General features: G+C 37.9%; 18 protein-coding genes and 1 other annotated feature. Of the genes, 17 read left to right on the forward strand and 1 reads right to left on the reverse strand.

All coding sequences use genetic code 11. The features are described 5' to 3' along the window. Positions 1 to 538: 538 nt before the first annotated feature. The 8 genes from hemA (at position 539) to ysxE (ending at position 9,060) form a co-directional block, all read left to right on the forward strand. Positions 539 to 1,876: a glutamyl-tRNA reductase gene (gene hemA, locus MHH45_RS21475; RefSeq protein ID WP_016116495.1), complete on the forward strand. Its 1,338-nt coding sequence runs from the start codon at positions 539 to 541 to the stop codon at positions 1,874 to 1,876. Positions 1,877 to 1,892: 16 nt separating this feature from the next. Next, positions 1,893 to 2,726 carry a cytochrome c biogenesis protein gene (locus tag MHH45_RS21480; protein WP_016132074.1) on the forward strand — a complete coding sequence of 278 codons (834 nt, stop codon included), beginning with the start codon at positions 1,893 to 1,895 and terminating at the stop codon, positions 2,724 to 2,726. Positions 2,727 to 2,741: 15 nt separating this feature from the next. Then, a complete protein-coding gene (hemC, locus tag MHH45_RS21485; protein ID WP_003200809.1) occupies positions 2,742 to 3,671 on the forward strand; it encodes a hydroxymethylbilane synthase in 930 nt (309 codons plus the stop codon). A gap of 2 nt (positions 3,672 to 3,673) precedes the next feature. Continuing rightward, positions 3,674 to 4,432, forward strand: a complete 759-nt coding sequence (hemD, locus tag MHH45_RS21490) for a uroporphyrinogen-III synthase (protein WP_016116493.1) — start codon at positions 3,674 to 3,676, stop codon at positions 4,430 to 4,432. A gap of 31 nt (positions 4,433 to 4,463) precedes the next feature. After that, complete coding sequence (hemB, locus tag MHH45_RS21495) at positions 4,464 to 5,453, forward strand: porphobilinogen synthase (RefSeq protein WP_016116492.1); 990 nt, start codon at positions 4,464 to 4,466, stop codon at positions 5,451 to 5,453. Then, positions 5,453 to 6,742, forward strand: coding sequence for a glutamate-1-semialdehyde 2,1-aminomutase (hemL, locus tag MHH45_RS21500; protein WP_016116491.1), 1,290 nt, complete (start codon positions 5,453 to 5,455; stop codon positions 6,740 to 6,742). Before hemB ends, hemL begins: the two co-directional genes overlap by 1 nt. Positions 6,743 to 6,924: 182 nt before the next feature. After that, on the forward strand, positions 6,925 to 7,956 hold the full coding sequence (gene spoVID, locus MHH45_RS21505) for a stage VI sporulation protein D (RefSeq protein WP_098116748.1): 1,032 nt from the start codon (positions 6,925 to 6,927) through the stop codon (positions 7,954 to 7,956). A gap of 78 nt (positions 7,957 to 8,034) precedes the next feature. Next, entirely contained in the window at positions 8,035 to 9,060 is a 1,026-nt protein-coding gene (gene ysxE / locus MHH45_RS21510) for a spore coat protein YsxE (RefSeq protein WP_016133270.1), read from the forward strand. A gap of 27 nt (positions 9,061 to 9,087) precedes the next feature. Here the strand turns inward: ysxE and MHH45_RS21515 are convergent, their stop codons facing one another. Next, positions 9,088 to 9,282 (reverse strand): hypothetical protein, encoded by a 195-nt coding sequence (locus tag MHH45_RS21515; RefSeq protein WP_018764391.1) that lies wholly within the window; start codon positions 9,280 to 9,282, stop codon positions 9,088 to 9,090. Between the two features lie 278 nt (positions 9,283 to 9,560). After that, positions 9,561 to 9,792, forward strand: a binding site (T-box leader). Positions 9,793 to 9,829: 37 nt separating this feature from the next. Here MHH45_RS21515 and MHH45_RS21520 point away from each other — a divergent pair. The 9 genes from MHH45_RS21520 to minC all read left to right on the forward strand — a co-directional run bounded on the left by MHH45_RS21520 (position 9,830) and on the right by minC (position 20,022). Next, on the forward strand, positions 9,830 to 12,475 hold the full coding sequence (locus MHH45_RS21520) for a valine--tRNA ligase (RefSeq protein ID WP_088093818.1): 2,646 nt from the start codon (positions 9,830 to 9,832) through the stop codon (positions 12,473 to 12,475). 115 nt (positions 12,476 to 12,590) lie between these two features. After that, the gene (locus tag MHH45_RS21525) at positions 12,591 to 13,892 is read left to right on the forward strand and encodes a bifunctional folylpolyglutamate synthase/dihydrofolate synthase (protein WP_088093819.1); all 1,302 of its coding nucleotides are present in this window, start codon (positions 12,591 to 12,593) and stop codon (positions 13,890 to 13,892) included. Positions 13,893 to 14,214: 322 nt separating this feature from the next. Continuing rightward, positions 14,215 to 15,174: a hypothetical protein gene (locus MHH45_RS21530; protein WP_016116486.1), complete on the forward strand. Its 960-nt coding sequence runs from the start codon at positions 14,215 to 14,217 to the stop codon at positions 15,172 to 15,174. 198 nt (positions 15,175 to 15,372) lie between these two features. Beyond that, positions 15,373 to 15,948: a Maf family protein gene (locus tag MHH45_RS21535; RefSeq protein ID WP_016116485.1), complete on the forward strand. Its 576-nt coding sequence runs from the start codon at positions 15,373 to 15,375 to the stop codon at positions 15,946 to 15,948. Between the two features lie 47 nt (positions 15,949 to 15,995). After that, entirely contained in the window at positions 15,996 to 16,673 is a 678-nt protein-coding gene (gene radC, locus MHH45_RS21540; RefSeq protein WP_003200830.1) for a RadC family protein, read from the forward strand. A gap of 159 nt (positions 16,674 to 16,832) precedes the next feature. Further along, a complete protein-coding gene (mreB, locus tag MHH45_RS21545) occupies positions 16,833 to 17,849 on the forward strand; it encodes a cell shape-determining protein MreB (protein WP_003200832.1) in 1,017 nt (338 codons plus the stop codon). A 41-nt stretch (positions 17,850 to 17,890) separates the two neighbouring features. Further along, positions 17,891 to 18,745 carry a rod shape-determining protein MreC gene (mreC, locus tag MHH45_RS21550; protein ID WP_016116484.1) on the forward strand — a complete coding sequence of 285 codons (855 nt, stop codon included), beginning with the start codon at positions 17,891 to 17,893 and terminating at the stop codon, positions 18,743 to 18,745. 12 nt (positions 18,746 to 18,757) lie between these two features. After that, entirely contained in the window at positions 18,758 to 19,300 is a 543-nt protein-coding gene (gene mreD, locus MHH45_RS21555) for a rod shape-determining protein MreD (protein ID WP_003200835.1), read from the forward strand. 35 nt (positions 19,301 to 19,335) lie between these two features. Then, positions 19,336 to 20,022, forward strand: a complete 687-nt coding sequence (gene minC, locus MHH45_RS21560) for a septum site-determining protein MinC (protein WP_003200837.1) — start codon at positions 19,336 to 19,338, stop codon at positions 20,020 to 20,022.

Here is a 20,022-nt window from a genome sequence, read left to right on the forward strand (position 1 = left end):
ACGAAAAAATTTTGAGAAATGTGTCACATGAAAGAAGTTGTTACATTTTGGAACAATCATACATATTTTTCTGTATGATGAAAGAAGATAGAGAAAGAGAGTATTTCAATTCGTATGGAATAGTTTCCATCACTTGATTCTGATAGATTTTTTTGGTAACGTACAAATAGAATTATTATTTTATAATGATTATAAAGTAAGGTGTATATACATTTTGATTTTCTAACATATAAGTCGCTGTTATGAAGAACAAAAGGTGACATGTACTCATTTTCTCTCTTTGTTTTCACTTGGCATGGGGCAGGAAGAGGGTCTGACCACTTCTATGCGTGGCTGGATGCTCTTCCACCTAAAGATTAGGTTTTATGTCGTTTTTCAATTTGTATTTATATAGTCAGATGAGTAATGTATTTCCTGCTAGGTGTGAAAAGCAGAAAAAATAATTTGTTGATGTTCACACGATTGTCAGATTCATAACAGGAAAGTTGTATTATGATAGTAGATAAGGTGATAAAACGGTTGAAGGGGGACATGCTGCGTGCATATTCTTGTTGTTGGTGTAAATTATCGAACAGCCCCTGTAGAATTTCGTGAGAAACTAACATTTCAGGCAGCGGAGTTAGAGCAGGCAATGACAACGTTACAAAATCAAAAAAGCGTGTTAGAAAATGTCATTGTATCAACGTGTAACCGCACAGAAATCTATGCTGTCGTTGATCAATTACACACGGGACGATATTACATTAAGAAATTTTTAGCTGATTGGTTTCAGCTTGGTATAGAAGAGGTTTCACCATATTTGTCTATTTTTGAACAAGATGGTGCCGTGGAACATTTATTCCGTGTAACGTGCGGATTAGATTCTATGGTAGTGGGTGAAACACAAATCTTAGGACAAATTCGAAATAGCTTCTTAGAGGCGCAAAAAGTGAAAGCAACAGGGACAATTTTTAATGAATTGTTCAAACAAGTCATTACGTTAGCAAAGCGTGCGCATTCAGAAACAACAATTGGTGAAAGTGCCATGTCTGTTAGTTATGCTGCTGTTGAACTTGGAAAGAAAATTTTCGGTGATTTAACAGACTGTCATGTTTTGATTCTTGGCGCTGGAAAGATGGGTGAACTTGCCCTGCAAAACTTATATGGAAGCGGAGCTCGTAAAGTGACCGTTATGAACCGTACGTTTACGAAAGCGGAAACAATGGCCGAGAAATATATGGGGCATGCAAAACCGTTAAGTGAATTACAGTGTGCGCTTTTAGAAGCGGATATTTTAATTAGTTCAACTGGTGCTTCAGATTACGTGATTACGAAAGAAATGATGACAAGAGTGGAGCGTATACGTTGTGGTCGTCCATTATTTATGGTAGATATTGCAGTACCGCGTGATATTGATCCGACAATCGATGAGCTAGAAGGTTCTTTCTTGTACGATATTGATGATTTACAAGGTGTAGTAGAAGCCAATCGTGCTGAACGTTTGAAAGAGGCGGAAAAAATTCAGCTTATGATCGAAGAGGAAATCGTTATATTTAAAGCTTGGTTAAATACGCTTGGCGTTGTTCCTTTAATATCAGCTTTACGTGATAAAGCATTAGCGATTCAAAGTGATACGATGCAAAGTCTTGAACGAAAAATTCCAACGCTTAGTGATCGTGAAAGAAAAGTGATTAGTAAGCATACGAAAAGTATTATCAATCAACTGCTAAAGGATCCAATTTTAGTAGCGAAAGAGTTAGCGGCCGAAGAGGGAGCTACGGAAAAGCTCGCTTTATTTGCGAAAATTTTTGATTTAGAAGCGCAAGAAGCGGCCATGGAACATATTGAAGAACCAGAGCATAAACGAGTGTGGACAGCATCCGTTCCATCTTTATAACTGGAAGGATGATCGGATGGGTTTTTTAAATAATAGTATTATTTATCATATCGCAATTATTTTATATGCTTGTAGCATTAGTTTATATTTTATAGATTATTTCCAAAGTAACCGAAAGGCGAATCGAATTGCTTTTTGGTTACTTGCGATTGTATGGGTATTACAGTCTATTTTTATGTTACTTCGAGCTACGGAATCAGAGACGAATCCGATTTTGACATTATTGTCAGGGATTTATTTTTATGTGTGGCTATTAATTACAATGTCACTCGTAATCAATCGATTTATGCGCATTGACTTTTTAGTCTTTTTTACAAATGTCATTGCTTTTGGCGTAAGCGCTTTTTCTATTTTCACTCCGCTCGGAAAAATGTCGCCTGTACTCGCACATCAATTAGTTTCAGAGCTTGTATACGTGCATGTAGGAATGGCGATTATTTCCTATGCGACGTTTACAGTATCGTTTATTTTTTCCATTATGTACTTGTTGCAATATCGATTATTAAAACAAAAAAAATGGAATGCAAGATTAAGAAGGTTAGGAAACTTACCGAAGCTTGAGTCGATGTCATATGGATTAAATTTATTTTCTGTTCCGTTTTTCCTATTAGCTATTTTGCTTGGATGTATATGGGGATATACAAAACTAGATAATTTCCATTGGTATGACACGAAAGTAATCGGGTCTTTTGTTGTTTTGATTGTCTATTGCATGGGTCTATATTTACGAGGGTCAGATATATTGCAAGGTAAGAAAATTATAAACTGGAACATTGGAGCCTTTCTCGTTATGTTAATCAATATTTTTCTATTAAGCAGTTTATCCAACTTCCACTTTTGGTATTTATAATGAGGAGAGAACATTATGCGCAAAATTATTGTAGGTTCAAGAAAGAGTAAGCTAGCATTAACGCAAACAAATTGGTTTATTGATCAATTAAAAGCGCTTGGTTTACCATATGAATTTGAAGTGAAAGAAATTGTTACAAAAGGTGATGTTATTTTAGATGTGACGCTTTCTAAAGTAGGTGGGAAAGGCTTGTTTGTAAAAGAAATTGAACACGCACTACTTATGAAAGAAATCGATATGGCTGTACATAGTATGAAGGATATGCCAGCTGTACTTCCAGATGGATTAACAATTGGGTGTATACCAAAACGTGTCGATCCGCGTGATGCGTTCATCTCAAAAAACGGGGAATCATTTGAGGACTTAGCAGAAGGTGCAATTCTTGGTACGAGTAGTTTACGACGTAGTGCGCAGTTACTCGCTGCTAGACCAGATTTACAAGTGAAGTGGATTCGTGGAAATATTGATACGAGATTACGTAAATTAAAAGAAGAAGATTATGATGCAATCATTTTAGCAACGGCTGGATTGCAGAGAATGGGCTGGGATGATGATGTAATTACAGAACACTTAGATGAAACATTATGTGTACCAGCTGTAGGACAAGGTGCCTTAGCGATTGAATGTCGTGAGGATGATGCAGATCTATTGCAATTATTATCACATATGAATGATGCTGTAACAGAACGAACAGTAGCGGCTGAACGAGTATTCCTTCATAAACTTGAAGGTGGTTGCCAAGTACCGATTGCTGGTTATGCAACGCTTCAGAAGAATGATGAAATTGAATTAACAGCTCTTGTCGGTTCTATGGATGGTTCAGTCTTGTTAAAAGAAATTGTCACAGGTGTGAATCCAGAGCAAGTTGGCTTAGAGGCAGCGGATCGTTTAATTAAGCAAGGAGCAAAAGAGCTCATTCTTGCTGCGAATAAGGAGCAACATTAATCATGGATGCTCTTGCTGGCAAAACAGTACTGATTACGCGTGCCCAGCATCAAGCAAAACAAATGAGTGCAGCGGTGAAAAAGCAGGGCGGAATTCCATTGGAAATTCCGCTTTTGCATATAGAAGGTGTATCCCAGCAGGAATTTCAAGGTATATCTCAGCAGCTTCACACATATGACTGGGTTATTTTTACGAGTAAAAATGGTGTGAGTTTTTTTTTAGATGGTTTGTGTCAGGGAATACCCCCTACTGTTCGCATTGCTGCAGTAGGGGTGAAAACAGGGCAAGAATTAGAAAAGCGAGGTTATGAGGTTCATTTTGTCCCAAAGACTTTTGTCGCGGAAGCTTTCGTTTTAGAATTTGTAAGAGAGTTAAACGGGACAGAACGCATTTTATTTCCTAAAGGGAATTTAGCTAGAGATATTATTCCAAATAAACTCCGTAATCTTGATGTGTTTTTAGAAGAATTTGTTGTGTATGAAACGAAAACAAATCATGAGAAGCAGTCAGACCTTATCGCAGCTCTAGAGTCAGGTAAGGTAGATGTTGTTACATTTACGAGTCCCTCTACCGTTACAAGCTTTGTGAAATTACTTGAGGGCACAAACTGGAGAGAATGGACAAAAAAATGTACAATTGCTTGTATAGGACCGATAACAGAGCAAGAGGCAAGGCGTTATTTTGCCGATGTAATCGTTCCAAAAGAATATACAGTAGAAGCGTTAATACAGTGCATTTCAAAATATAATCAAAATGCATAGTCTAAATAAAAAGAATGGGAGATAGAAATCTATGAATTCTTTACAATTTAATCGTCATCGTCGTTTAAGACAAAGCGAAAATATGCGTGCGCTTGTACGTGAAACATTTTTACATACAGAAGATTTTATTTATCCTATTTTTGTATTAGAAGGAGAGAATGTTCGTAACGAAGTTCCTTCTATGCCGGATGTATATCAAATTTCTTTAGATCTTCTGCAAGCTGAAATGCAAGAAGTGGTAGATTTAGGTATTCGTTCTGTTATCGTATTTGGTTTGCCTGCTGAAAAAGATGAAGTTGGATCTTCTGCATTTTGTGAACACGGCATTGTACAACGTGCGATCAAACAAATTAAAGAACAGTTTCCAGAGTTAGTAGTAGTGGCGGATACATGTTTATGCCAATATACAAGCCATGGGCATTGCGGGGTTATTGAGGATGGAATCATTTTAAATGATGAATCACTTGAAGTTCTTGCAAAAACAGCAGTGAGCCAAGCAAAAGCAGGAGCAGATATTATCGCACCATCTAACATGATGGATGGATTTGTAACGGCGATTCGCCATGCGTTAGATGAGAACGGTTTTGCACACGTACCGGTTATGTCATACGCTGTGAAATACTCGTCTGCATTTTACGGTCCATTCCGCGATGCTGCGCACGGTGCACCGCAATTTGGTGATCGTAAAACGTATCAAATGGATCCAGCAAACCGTATGGAAGCATTCCGTGAGGCTGAATCAGATGTAATGGAAGGAGCGGATTTCTTAATTGTAAAACCGGCCCTTTCTTACTTAGATATCATTCGCGATGTGAAAAACAATTTCAATTTACCAATCGTAGCTTATAATGTGAGCGGAGAATACTCAATGATTAAAGCGGCAGCGCAAAATGGTTGGATTAATGAAAAAGAGATTGTACTTGAGAAACTATTAAGCATGAAACGTGCAGGAGCAGATTTAATTATTACGTATCATGCGAAAGACGCAGCACGATGGTTACAAGAAGGAGGGATACAATAATGAAAAAGTTTGATAAATCGATTGAAGCATTTGAAACAGCGCAAGATTTAATGCCTGGCGGCGTAAATAGTCCAGTTCGTGCATTTAAGTCCGTTGGTATGAATCCGCTTTTTATGGAGCGCGGAAAAGGCTCTAAAGTGTATGATATTGACGGGAACGAATATATCGACTACGTATTATCATGGGGACCGCTTATTCACGGACATGCAAATGAACGTGTTGTGGAATCATTAAAAGCTGTTGCTGAAAAAGGAACGAGCTTTGGTGCGCCAACAGAGATTGAAAATAAATTAGCGCAGCTTGTAATTGAGCGTGTGCCATCGATTGAAATTGTACGTATGGTAAATTCAGGAACAGAAGCGACGATGAGTGCCCTTCGTCTAGCGCGTGGTTATACAGGTCGTAATAAAATTTTGAAATTTATTGGTTGTTACCATGGTCATGGTGATTCGCTATTAATTAAAGCAGGTTCAGGTGTTGCGACGCTTGGTTTACCAGATAGCCCAGGTGTACCTGAAGGTGTAGCGAAAAATACGATTACAGTAGCGTATAACGATTTGGAGAGCGTAAAATATGCGTTCGAGCAATTCGGTGACGATATTGCTTGTGTTATCGTAGAGCCAGTGGCAGGAAATATGGGAGTAGTTCCACCACAACAAGGATTTTTAGAAGGACTTCGTGAAGTGACAGAGCAAAGTGGTGCATTGCTTATTTTTGATGAAGTGATGACAGGATTCCGCGTTGCTTACAACTGTGGACAAGGTTATTACGGTGTAACACCTGATTTAACTTGTTTAGGAAAAGTAATCGGTGGCGGCCTACCAGTAGGAGCATACGGTGGTAAAGCGGAAATTATGCGCCAAGTTGCACCGAGCGGACCGATTTACCAAGCAGGTACATTATCTGGTAATCCTTTAGCAATGACTGCAGGTTATGAAACATTAGTACAATTAACGCCAGAGTGTTATCAAGAGTTTGAGCGTAAAGCTGAAATGTTAGAAAATGGCCTGCGTAAAGCTGCTGAAAAATACGGTATTCCGCATCATATAAACCGCGCAGGTTCAATGATTGGTATATTCTTCACGAATGAACCAGTTATTAACTACGATGCAGCAAAAACGTCTAACTTAGAGTTTTTCGCAGCTTACTATCGTGAAATGGTAGAGCAAGGTGTATTCTTACCACCTTCTCAATTTGAAGGATTATTCTTATCAACAGCACATAGTGATGCAGATATTGAAGCGACAATTGCAGCGGCAGAAATTGCGATGTCGAAATTAAAAGCGTAAATAAAAAGGTTGCCGGGGATCGTCCTGGCAACCTTTTTTATTAATGACTAGAGATCATGTCGCATATTGTCGGAACGCCGATATATTTTAAAAAGCGTCGATATATGAAAAATGAATAGGAAGATCACATGTGCAGTTTGATTTTTTACTCATAAAATGATTCCCAGACACATAAACCTGTAATGACATACAGTTTGGGAGGGGGAAAAGAAGTGGCAACAGATCATTCATTACGTTTTTCATTAAAAGAATCGGTTTGGTTCCAAAAAGGACAGGAAGTCGAAGAACTTTTGTCAATTTCGTTAGATCCAGACGTTGAGATAGAAGAGCTTGAATGCGAAGTAATTGTGAGAGGTCAATTGGATTTAACGGGAGAATATGTTGCAAGACAAGATGATTCTGCTTTTTCATTACGAGATTTATCTCCGGCGAAGTCCATTGATTATGTAGAAACGCGAGAAGATGGTGTAAACGAACTTGTACACTCTTTTCCGTTAGAAATTTCGATTCCACGAAACCGAGTGAAACAAGTTGAAGAATTGTATGTTTCCATTGAGGAATTTGATTATGAATTAAAGGAAAATGGTTGTTTACAGCTATTAGCGGATATATCGATATCTGGATTATGTGAGGATGAGAGAATACAGAATGAAGTGCAAGAGGAAGAGATAGAGAATGTGGAAGTTGATAGAACCGAGGAAATAAAAGCGGTGGATGAGGATACATTGCCGGTAGAAGTGGAAGAAGTAACAGTTCATACAGAATCAAACGGATGGGAAGATTATGCATTTGAGCCTTTCCAATTAGAGGAGCGCAAAGAACAAGAATTAGAAGAAGAGGTAGAAGATCTAGAAGAACATAAAGAGGAAGAACGAGAAGAGGAAGCAAAAGAAACTACACCACAGTTTGAATTCTTTGGCCGGAAGGATTTTCAGAAAAAGAAGGAAAAGGAATTACAGGAAGAAGCAGAAACGGCATACTCACAACGGGATGAAAATGCATTATATTTAACAAAATTGTTTACGAAAGAGCCGGAAGAAGAATTTACGAAATTACGTATGTATTTTGTGCAAGAAGGGGATACAATTGAATCGGTTGCAGATCGATATGAAACGTCTGTCCAGCATTTACATCGTGTGAATCAAACAGATGATGTGTATTTAACTGCAGGGCAAATTATATATATACCTGTGTCAAAAGCGAAGACAAAGTGAGTGGAGAATTTTCTCCACCCATCTCTTTTCTTTTACTATAGTTTATCTTACGTTTTTGAATGAGAAAGGATCATTCGTATGGATATAGAATTGCGAGATCGTTATGCGCCGATCGTACAGCGGTATCAATTGGATGCCCACCATATGGAAGAGCACGGGAGTGTAATAAAAATTTATACGAATCAAGGTCCATATGCATTGAAAAAATTACCATCCCATCGATTGAAGCGAAATAATTTAATGTATCATGTTCAATTTTTACGTGAAAAGGGATTTACACATTGTGTACCGATTTACCATGCGACAGATGGAAATCATATTTTGAGTGACGAAACATATAGTTATTATTTAATGCCTTGGCTTGAGCGAGCAGAAGGGAACGGAGAGGACAATGATCAATATCATAAAATGTTTCAGACGCTAGCGCTGCTTCATCAAAGGACGGTAAAAGAAGAAACGTATACTGAAGAAGCGTTAGAGGAGCATTATACAAATGTCTCTGATCGTTGGGAGAAAGATGGAGAATTCTTAGAGCAATTCCTCGTAGAGTCTGAGGCGAAATGGTATATGTCGCCGTTTGAATTGCAGTATTGTACGTATTTTCATCATGTGATGAGGGCACGTGAATTTGCAACGAAACAGCTTTCGGAGTGGCATGAAACGATGAAAGAAAAAGAAAAAACACGAGTTTCTTTTATCCATGGCAATGTATCGATGAATCATTTTTTATTCGATTACGAACGGAACGGTTATTTTATTAGTTTAGAAAGATCTCAATTTGCAACACCAGTTCAAGATCTTGTTCGCTTTTATTCCCGCTCATTGAACACATATCCAATTGCGAGAAGCGATCGCTTTGAATGGTATCAGGTGTATCAAAAGAATTTTCCGTTTACGAAAGAAGAACAACTCCTTATGTTTGCGTATCTAACATATCCGTCCCCATTTATTCGACAAATCCAATCTTATACAAGCAAACAGCAGGGCCGTAGTGAAAAGCAAGAACTTCAAGGTGTGAAAATGTTACAACAAGCGCATTGGCTTGTAAGTAATATAGAATATTTTATTTCACAATTACAAGCAGCGCAGCAAGGGAATGAGTAACAGCCGTAGTCTCAAGTGTCCTTGAGGCTACGGCTGAAAATGCAAGCGAATCGTTGCTACAACAAAGATGATAAGGATGATGAAGTCTAAGAAAGTTGGAAGTAGTAATGTACGAATCCCTTGGAAAATCGTAAGGGGAATTGCAAAATCAGCAAACATCGTTTGTAAATTTCTAACCCATGAAGGGGCCGAGAAATTGTAGGTGCGTCGGTATCGTCGCATAATCATTCCTCCGTATAGAAAGGCTATTGCTGCACATGAACCTTAAAAGATGAAAGGGTAATATTACAGTATGCGGGGTAAGTACCTAAGGTGCTTGTGCTGCATACTTTCATTTTCCGTGTATATATTACAGAAAAATTAGTTAAGCTGATTGGTAATTGTATGTTGTTTTTATCAAAATAGAATTTATTAATTGTAGAAACTTGCTGAAAAATATTTTTATCTTGACGAATATGGTTTCGTTTTTTACACTATTGTATATAATAAATAACAATTATATAAATGCGTTGAAGGGGAAGAGTATAACATTAAACGTCTGCAGAGAGGAGAATTATTAGCTGTGAGATTCTCTAGATAGTCATGTTAGAAGGTAGCTCTGGAGCATCTTTTCTGAACGGAGTCATTCTCATTAGGAAAAGACGGATTTGTCCGTTATCAAATTAAGAGTATAAGCAAATTTTGAATTTGTTTGTAAATAAAGGTGGTACCACGATGTCCCTCGTCCTTTTTGGATGAGGGGCATTTTTTATTTTAAGGAGGGAAAATAATGTCAAATACGGAAAAGAATTTACCGACTAAATATGATCATATGTCCGTTGAAGAAGGTCTTTATAAATGGTGGCTAGACGGCAAATATTTCGAAGCAAAAGGAGATGCGGAAAAGCAGCCGTATACAATTGTAATCCCGCCTCCAAACGTAACAGGTAAACTGCACTTAGGGCACGCCTGGGATACGACGCTTCAAGATATTTTAACGCGTACAAAGCGTATGCAAGGTTACGATGTATTATGGCTTCCAGGAATGGACCATGCTGGTATCGCAACGCAGGCAAAAGTAGAAGGAAAACTTCGTGAAGAAGGTATTTCACGTTACGATCTTGGCCGTGAGAAATTCCTTGAGAAAGCATGGGAATGGAAAGAAGAATATGCTTCTCACATTCGTCAGCAATGGGGAAAAGTTGGTTTAGGATTAGATTACTCTCGTGAGCGCTTTACATTAGACGAAGGTTTATCTGATGCGGTTAATAAAGTATTCGTTCAATTATACGAAAAAGGTTTAATTTACCGCGGTGAATATATCATTAACTGGGATCCAGCAACACGCACAGCTCTTTCTGATATTGAAGTAATTCATAAAGAGATTCAAGGTGCATTCTACCATATGAACTACCCATTAACAGATGGATCTGGTCACATTCGACTTGCGACAACTCGTCCAGAAACAATGCTTGGCGATACAGCAGTAGCAGTTCATCCGGAAGATGATCGTTACAAGCATTTAATCGGAAAAACAGTTACACTTCCAATCGTAGGCCGTGAAATTCCGATTATTGCTGATGAGTACGTAGAAAAGGATTTCGGAACAGGCGTTGTGAAAATTACACCAGCTCACGATCCGAATGACTTTGAAGTAGGTAACCGTCATGACTTACCTCGTATTTTAGTAATGAACGAAGATGGAACGATGAACGAAAAAGCTGGTAAGTATAACGGTATGGATCGTTTCGAATGCCGTAAAGAGTTAGTAAAAGACTTACAAGATACTGGCGTATTAGTAGAAATCGAGCCTCATATGCATTCGGTAGGACATAGTGAGCGTAGCGGTGCAGTTGTTGAGCCTTACTTATCAACACAATGGTTCGTAAAAATGGAACCACTTGCAGAAAAGGCAGTAGAACTTCAACAAAAAGAAGAAGAAAAAGTAACGTTCGTACCAGAACGTTTCGAGAACACATACTTACGCTGGATGGAAAACATTCACGACTGGTGTATTTCTCGTCAATTATGGTGGGGACACCGCATTCCAGCTTGGTATCATAAAGAAACTGGTGAAGTATACGTAGGTACGGAAGCACCAGCAGATATTGAAAACTGGAATCAAGATAACGACGTACTTGATACATGGTTTAGCTCAGCGTTATGGCCATTCTCAACACTTGGTTGGCCGAATGAAGATGCAGAAGACTTCAAACGTTACTATTCAACAGATGCTCTAGTAACGGGTTATGATATCATCTTCTTCTGGGTATCTCGTATGATTTTCCAAGGTTTAGAGTTTACAGGAGAGCGCCCATTTAAAGACGTATTAATTCACGGTTTAGTTCGTGATGAGCAAGGACGTAAAATGAGTAAATCTCTTGGTAACGGTATTGACCCAATGGATGTTATTGATAAGTACGGTGCAGATGCAATGCGCTTCTTCTTATCAACAGGAAGTGCACCAGGACAAGATTTACGCTTCAGCATGGAGAAAGTAGAATCTACTTGGAACTTCATTAATAAAATTTGGAATGCATCTCGTTTCGTATTAATGAACATGGATGACATGAAATATGAAGATATCGATTTAACTGGCGAAAAATCAGTTGCAGATAAGTGGATTTTAACTCGCTTAAATGAAACAATTGAAAGTGTAACACGTAACATGGATAAATATGAGTTCGGTGAAGCTGGCCGTTCATTATACAACTTCATTTGGGATGATTTCTGTGATTGGTATATTGAAATGGCGAAACTTCCATTATACGGTGAAGATGAAGTGGCTAAGAAAACAACTCGTTCAATTCTAGCATACGTACTAGACCAAACGATGCGTCTACTACACCCATTCATGCCATTCGTAACAGAGAAGATTTGGCAACACTTACCGCATGAAGGTGAATCTATTACAGTAGCAGCATGGCCGGCAGCTCGCGAAGATTTACAAGATAAAGAAGCGGCAGCAGAAATGCACCTTCTAGTTGATATCATTCGCTCTGTTCGAAACATTCGTGCTGAAGTAAATACGCCAATGAGCAAAAAAGTTCAAATGCAAATTAAAGCAAAAGACGAAGCAGTACTAGCACAGCTTATGAAAAACAGCTCTTACATTGAGCGTTTCTGTAATCCAAGTGAATTAACAATTAAGACTGATTTACAAGCGCCAGAAAAAGCGATGACTGCAATCGTATCAGGTGCAGAGTTATTCTTACCGTTAGCTGATCTTATCAATCTTGATGAAGAGAAAGCGCGTCTTGAAAAAGAACTTGAGAAGTTCGATAAAGAAGTAGAACGTGTACAGAAGAAACTTGCAAACCAAGGTTTCGTAGCAAAAGCTCCAGCGGCAGTTATTGAAGGAGAGCGTGCAAAAGAGCAAGATTATCTAGAAAAACGCGAAGCAGTTCGTCAACGTCTAGCTGATCTTCAAAAATAAAGTCATTCGAAAGAGACTCGCCATATTGGTGAGTCTCTTTTATTTGCGTATAATAGAGCTAGGATAATTCTTTGTTTTAGTTCTTTTTTATTGATTTGAAAGGGGAATGGCAAGCGTGGTACATACATACGAAGAAGCGATAGGTTGGATTCATAGCCGATTAAAGTTTGGAATTAAACCAGGATTAGAGAGAATGAAGTGGATGCTAGGGGAGCTTGGAAATCCTGAGCGTCACATAAAATGCGTTCATCTTGCAGGAACAAATGGAAAAGGTTCAACTTTAACATATATGCGTTATATGCTAGAGGCGGGAAAATATAAAGTTGGTACATTTACGTCTCCATACATTGAAACATTTAATGAGCGAATTAGTGTTAACGGTACACCGATTGCAGATAAAGAAATTACTGAGCTTGTAAATATGGTAAAACCGGTTGTTGAAAAATTAGATGAAACAGATTTAGGAGAAGCAACGGAGTTTGAAATTATTACAGTAATGGCAATCTGCTATTTTGGTAAAATAAACTTCTGTGACATCGTCTTGTTTGAAACAGGACTTGGTGGTCGTTTTGATTCTACAAATGTAGTTCATCCAGTTCTTACAATAATTACAAATATCGGCCATGATCATATGCATATTTTAGGGAATACATTAGCTAAAATTGCATATGAAAAAGCAGGAATTATTAAATCAGGAGTTCCTGTTATTACTGGTGTGCAGGATGAAGAAGCACTTGAGGTTATCAAAAAGGTTGCTCAGGAAAAGAATGCAAATCTTTATGAGTTTGGAAAGCAATTTACAGCTGTTCATCAGCGTTCCGATGAAGATGGAGAGCATTTTGATTTTTCTTGCCCGTTTGCTTCATTTGAGAAAGTTCAGATTTCGATGAAAGGAAGTCATCAAGTCGGAAATGCGGCATTGGCGTTGATGGGGATTATGTATCTTAAAACATACCTATCATTCTTAATGGAGGAAGAGCATATTGGCGTAGGATTAAGTGAAGCATATTGGATTGGCCGATTTGAACGACTGCAAAGCAATCCGGACGTAATTATAGATGGCGCTCATAATCCAGAAGGAATTGCAAGCCTTGTGAAAACAGTAAAGGCTCATTATAACGATAAAAACATCCTTGTTTTATTTACCGCTTTAGGTGATAAACAGCTAGACAATATGGTAGGGAAATTAGAAACAATTGCAGATGAAATGATTTTTACAACATTCACATTTGATCGTGCGATTTCTGCTGAGGAGCTTGCAGCCTACTCGCGTAAGGAAACAAAACAAGTTTTTGAGAATTGGAAAGAAGCTATTGATGCGAAAATGAACAACCTCCAAGAAAATGATGTTTTCATCATAACAGGCTCTCTTTACTTCATTTCAGAAGTTCGAAAATACATTCGTGAAAAAAACTAGGACAGCAACTTGCTGCCCTAGTTTTTTGTTCTACAAATGAAGTCAAATGCATACATATAAAGTGAAATTTCCATCAGTGAAGGTTTTTTTATTTCCCACTGATGGTTAGCCTTCACCAATCGGGCTTTTAGGGGCAGTTTATCCCCTAGCAACCTTCATAATTTTTATCCGCAATTTTGAGGTAGGGAATAGTACTGCCCATTAATGCGGGATAAGATAACTATATGGGAAAATTTGACGAATCCCTCCGACAGATATCTCGTTTTTTTGTGAAGTGAATATGATATGATGCGGACAATGATAAGAGGTGAGGTGTGAGGGTATGGACAAGCAATCACGAACAATCTCGGTTAAAGTAAACGGAACGGAAGCAAAGTATGAAGAAAAGCAGAAAGAAAAGGAAGAATTTGATTGGATGGTAGTTGATAGTGAAACGTCGCAAAATGTAGTGCCCTTTCAAAAAAACAAGTTACCATCTATCCGGCAGCACCGAAAAAAATGGAATAATGTGCTTGTTTTTACAGTTGCTACTGCGGTTATCATTGGCACAGTGTTAGGGATGGGAATGCTTCACTTGTTAACGGGACAAGGTACAGTTCGGGAAACTACGATAACAAGTGGAGAAAAGAATAATGGAGCAGAGCAAAAAGAAGTAACAGCTGGAGAGAAAAAAGAAGAAAAACAAAAGGTGGGGAATGCAGCTGCTTTAGAACCAATCACTTTATATTTCGTTCAGGGAGGTCTCTATTCTTCTGAAGAAAAAGGACAGGCAGCCACTCAGGAATGGAAAGACAATGGGGGCATAGCAGCGATTAAACCGACTGATGATAAATATTCACTTGTAGTTGGAATTGCTAGTGATGAAGAATCGCTAGATAAATTAATCGGACAATATAAGAAAGATGGCGTATCAGTTTTGAAAAAGAAATGGGAAATTACAGATCGGGCATTGCTGAAAAGCGATAAAGAGTCTGGTCCATTGTTAAGTAAGTTGCAACCCTTATACGTCCATTTTGTAAAATACTCGACTAGTATACAACCTGGAAGTAAAAGTAATTCAAAAGAAATAGAAGCGATTGAAAAGGAATGGAGGGCAATTGAAAAAGAGGGGAAATCAATTAAGCGTGAGGATGTAAAAAAAATATATACGTATGCATCAGTAGCTGTGCAAACAATAAAAGAGGGAAAGACTGATAAAGAAGCAGTAGCTAAATTGAATCAAGTTATCATGGATGGTTTGCTTTCTTATGAAAAAGTGGTTTCGCAAAAAGCAAAAGAGTAGGATAATGAAATAAGAGGGAAGAAGTATGCATACTTCTTTCTTTTCTTTTGAATTATATAGCTATAGAAATGTTTTCACCTTATAGTGAGAAAACATCATTTCTTAAAAAGAAAATGATGTTTTTGCAATTTGTAGGAAAGGTATTCGTTTGATACGATCAAGCTATATTTTTCTGCTTTATGTAAGAAAGGAGCATATATGAAAAAACTTATTTTAGCATCTGGGTCACCGCGCCGGAAGGAATTACTTGAACTAGCGGGTGTACCATTTGAAATTGTTGTGAGTGAAATAGAAGAAACAATCGGTGCGTATTCATCGCCCGCCGATATTGTGATGTCACTTGCTTTGCAAAAAGCGTCTGCTGTAGTAGAACATCACGAAGATAGTGTGGTATTAGGTGCAGATACAATTGTTACATATGAATCGCGTATTCTTGGAAAGCCTAAAGATGAAGCGGAAGCGAAAGAAATACTGCAGCTATTATCAGGAAAAACACATGAAGTATATACAGGCGTTGCGCTCATTTCAAAAGAAAAAACAGTAACTTTCTACGAACGTACAGAAGTTATGTTTTGGGAGTTAACAGAAGAAGAGATTGATGCGTATATTGCGACGAAAGAACCGCTTGATAAGGCTGGAAGTTACGGTATTCAAGGAAAAGGTTCTATCTTTGTTCAACATATTCAAGGAGATTACTACAGTGTAGTGGGATTACCAATTGCACGACTTGTTCGTGAATTAAAACAGTTCGATAATGATGCATCCCATGCGTAAAATTGCATGGGGTTTTCTTTGCGGAAAATTGAAAAAGGAGTGAAAATATGAACGGTATTCGTGATGTTTTGAAAGAAGAACAACCACGGGAGCGTTTATTAGTAGAAGGAGCAAGCAGTTTATCGAATCGGGAACTTCTCGCAGTGCTACTTAGAACTGGTTCTAAAGAAGAATCAGTTCTAACATTAGCGGATCAAATTTTATATCATTTTGACGGATTACGAATGTTAAAAGATGCTACAATAGAAGAGATGACGAGTATTCATGGTGTAGGAATAGCAAAGGCCTCTCAGTTAATCGCTGCTTTTGAACTAGGGAGAAGGATGGTGCGTTTAGAGTACCAAAATCGATATAGTATTCGGAGTCCAGAAGATTGCGCTAGTTATATGATGGAAGAGATGCGCTTTTTACAACAAGAGCACTTTGTCTGTTTATACTTGAATACGAAAAATCAAGTTATGCATCGGCAGACTGTGTTTATTGGGAGTTTAAATGCCTCAATTGTGCATCCTCGCGAGGTTTTCAAAGAAGCTTTTCGTCGCGCAGCAGCCTCTATTATATGTCTGCATAACCACCCTTCAGGAGATCCTACGCCGAGTCGGGAAGATATTGAAGTGACAAAACGATTGGTAGAATGTGGAAGGATCATTGGGATTGAAGTCCTTGATCACATTATTATAGGCGACCATAAATTCGTGAGTTTAAAAGAAAAAGGTCATATTTAAGACTATTCTTTTTACTTATTTTGTTTTATAATGTGATTTATGAGTTTTTTGTAGGCATTCGCTTACAATAAAAGATAGAAAATATAAAAACGTACTGTTTTATTATAAATATAAAGTAAGAAAATGAGTCCGTGAAAATGAGAAAGGAAGATAGATGATATGTTTGGATTTGGTGGTTTTACTCGTGATCTTGGAATTGATTTAGGAACAGCAAACACGCTTGTATACGTGAAAGGAAAAGGTGTAGTTTTACGTGAACCTTCAGTTGTAGCATTGCAAACAGATTCGAAACAAATCGTTGCAGTTGGTAGCGATGCAAAACAAATGATTGGTCGTACACCAGGAAACGTAGTGGCTCTTCGCCCTATGAAAGATGGTGTAATCGCTGATTATGAAACAACAGCGACAATGATGAAATACTATATTCAACAAGCGCAAAAATCAAATGGATTTTTCTCTCGTAAGCCTTATGTAATGGTATGTGTGCCATCTGGTATTACTGCTGTAGAAAGACGTGCAGTAATCGATGCAACTCGCCAAGCAGGTGCGCGTGATGCATATCCAATTGAAGAGCCATTTGCAGCAGCAATTGGTGCAAACTTACCTGTTTGGGAACCAACTGGTAGTATGGTTGTTGATATTGGCGGCGGAACAACAGAAGTTGCGATCATTTCTTTAGGCGGGATTGTAACAAGTCAATCTGTTCGTGTTGCTGGTGATGATATGGACGATTCAATCATTCAATACATTAAGAAAAGCTACAACTTAATGATCGGTGAAAGAACAGCAGAAGCATTAAAATTAGAAATCGGTTCTGCAGGCGAGCCAGAAGGTATTGAGCCAATGGAAATTCGTGGCCGTGATTTAGTAAGTGGTTTACCAAAAACAGTATTAATCAAGCCAGAAGAGATTGCAGATGCGTTAAAAGATACAGTAGATGCAATTGTAGAATCAGTGAAAAACACATTAGAAAAAACGCCACCTGAATTAGCAGCGGATATTATGGACCGTGGAATTGTATTAACAGGCGGCGGTGCATTACTTCGCAACTTGGACAAAGTAATTAGTGAAGAAACGAAAATGCCAGTTCTTGTTGCAGAAAATCCACTTGACTGTGTAGCAATTGGAACAGGTAAAGCTTTAGATAATATCGACCTTTTCAAAACTGCTCGATAATATTTCAAAATAAAAATCAATGAAATTAAGAGGGTGTGAACGTGCCACAGTTTTTCTTAAACAAAAGATTAATTGTTTTGCTAGTTAGTATTATTCTTCTCGTGGCATTGATTGGAATCTCATTGAAAGAACGAAAAAATCTAACATGGCCAGAGCAGTTTGTAAAAGATACTGTCGGTGTTGTAGAACGTGTATTCCAAAAGCCAGCGAATTATGTTGCCGGATTCTTTGAGAACGTAGAAGATGTAAAGCGCACGTATGAAGAAAATAAAACATTAAAAGAAAAATTAGATAAGTATGCGGAATTATCCGTGAAAGTAAAAGATTTAGAAAAAGATAATGCGAAGCTTCGTGAAACGATTGATAAAAAAGATTCTCTTCGTGACTATAAGCCAATCCAAGCTACAGTGATTGCACGCAATCCGGACAAGTGGTATGACTTAATCGGAATTGATAGAGGTGCACAGCAAGGAATCCAGAAGGATATGGCTGTTATGACTTCAAAAGGGTTAGTTGGACGAGTGAAAAGTGTGTCTCAATTTACATCAACTGTAGAATTATTGAGCTCACTGAATCGAACAAATCGTATTTCTGCTGTAGTAGAAGGGCAAGAGCGTATTTTTGGATTGATTGAAGGATACGACAAGGAAAAACAAACTCTTGTTTTCACAAAGATTCCATCTGATGTAAAAGTAGAAAAAGATCAAACGGTTGTAACATCAGGATTAAGTGATATTTTCCCAAAAGGATTAGTAATTGGGAAAATTGTAGATGTTGCACCAGATGAATATGGATTAACACAAACAGCTTACGTAAAACCTGCTGCGGATTTAAATGATGTAGACCATATTATGGTTACAAAAAGAGTTATGCCCTCAGCAGCGTTAGAACAGTAAGGGGGAGAAGATATGGCTATTTTGAAAAGAGCAATTCTTCCTCTGCTGCTTCTTTTTGTGTTTTTATTCGAAAATATGTTTTCTACTGTAGTTCCAACAGCATTGTTTTGGAAAGACAGTATTGCAGCTCCGCATTTCTTTATGATTGTGCTGTGTTTTATTACCGTTTATTTTAGTCCTTTACAAGGTATTTACTATGGGCTATTATTTGGTTTTTTATTTGATACTGTATATACAGAACTTGTTGGTGTATATATATTTGCTTATCCAATTTTGGCGTATCTTGTGTATAGTACGATGAGAGTATTGCAATTGAATTTATTTATTGTTTCTTTTATCGTATTAACGGGAATTGCAGCATTAGAGTATTATGTATATGGATTTTTAACGCTACTAGGACGTATTCATGTACCGGCGCATATCTTTTTCTCAGATCGTCTCCTTGCTACTTTATTGTTAAATGGAATTTTCTTATTACTAGTTTGTTTCCCACTGAGACGATATCTTGTGCGTCTTTCAAAAGCGATGGAAGAAAAAGAAAAAAGGATTTTCTAATTTTATGTCGAATTGAATCGTTGGGGTGAACTTTAGTGGAAGAAAAAAAGCAACAGAATATAACGATAAAAGGGACGAAAGATGGACTGACATTACATTTAGATGATTGCTGTTCATTCTCTGAATTACTGCAAGAACTGGACGAAAAGCTTTCCACTCACTATTACGATGGTGATGGACGTTCATTAATTGAAGTACATGTTAAAGTCGGCAATCGCTATTTGACAGATGTACAGCAAGAAGAAATTCGCACTTTGATTCGTAATAAAAAAAATCTTGTTGTGGATTCCATTGAGAGTGATGTCATAACAAAAGCTGAAGCAATAGCGTGGAAAGAAGAAACAGAAATTGTCCCTGTTTCCAAAATTGTTCGCTCAGGTCAAGTATTGCATGTAAAAGGAAATCTATTGTTAATTGGAGATGTCAATCCAGGCGGAACGGTTATCGCTGGGGGAAATATTTTTGTCGTTGGATCATTACGAGGAATTGCGCATGCTGGATATTATGGGGATACAGATGCTGTCATTGCAGCATCTGTTATGAATCCAATGCAACTTCGAATTAGTGATGTGACAATGCGGGCTCCGGAAGAGAAAGAAGACGGAGCAGAGGCGGCGGAATGTGCGTATATTGATGAGAACAATCACATTGTTGTCGATCGCCTGCAACTTCTCACTCATCTTAGACCTAATTTAACAAAGTTAGAAAGGGGAATTGTATAG

The sequence above is a fragment of the Bacillus sp. FSL K6-0042 genome, from assembly GCF_038006685.1.
Classification (GTDB): Bacteria; Bacillota; Bacilli; order Bacillales; family Bacillaceae_G; genus Bacillus_A; species Bacillus_A pseudomycoides.

Coding starts and splice junctions, on each gene's coding strand:
- MHH45_RS21515 (WP_018764391.1), bottom strand. CDS start 9,282: ATGCGACGATACCGACGCACCTACAATTTCTCGGCCCCTTCATGGGTT.
- MHH45_RS21520 (WP_088093818.1), top strand. CDS start 9,830: ATGTCAAATACGGAAAAGAATTTACCGACTAAATATGATCATATGTCC.
- radC (WP_003200830.1), top strand. CDS start 15,996: ATGAACGGTATTCGTGATGTTTTGAAAGAAGAACAACCACGGGAGCGT.
- hemD (WP_016116493.1), top strand. CDS start 3,674: ATGGATGCTCTTGCTGGCAAAACAGTACTGATTACGCGTGCCCAGCAT.
- spoVID (WP_098116748.1), top strand. CDS start 6,925: ATGACATACAGTTTGGGAGGGGGAAAAGAAGTGGCAACAGATCATTCA.
- mreD (WP_003200835.1), top strand. CDS start 18,758: ATGGCTATTTTGAAAAGAGCAATTCTTCCTCTGCTGCTTCTTTTTGTG.
- hemL (WP_016116491.1), top strand. CDS start 5,453: ATGAAAAAGTTTGATAAATCGATTGAAGCATTTGAAACAGCGCAAGAT.
- mreB (WP_003200832.1), top strand. CDS start 16,833: ATGTTTGGATTTGGTGGTTTTACTCGTGATCTTGGAATTGATTTAGGA.
- hemB (WP_016116492.1), top strand. CDS start 4,464: ATGAATTCTTTACAATTTAATCGTCATCGTCGTTTAAGACAAAGCGAA.
- MHH45_RS21530 (WP_016116486.1), top strand. CDS start 14,215: ATGGACAAGCAATCACGAACAATCTCGGTTAAAGTAAACGGAACGGAA.
- MHH45_RS21535 (WP_016116485.1), top strand. CDS start 15,373: ATGAAAAAACTTATTTTAGCATCTGGGTCACCGCGCCGGAAGGAATTA.
- ysxE (WP_016133270.1), top strand. CDS start 8,035: ATGGATATAGAATTGCGAGATCGTTATGCGCCGATCGTACAGCGGTAT.
- MHH45_RS21480 (WP_016132074.1), top strand. CDS start 1,893: ATGGGTTTTTTAAATAATAGTATTATTTATCATATCGCAATTATTTTA.
- hemC (WP_003200809.1), top strand. CDS start 2,742: ATGCGCAAAATTATTGTAGGTTCAAGAAAGAGTAAGCTAGCATTAACG.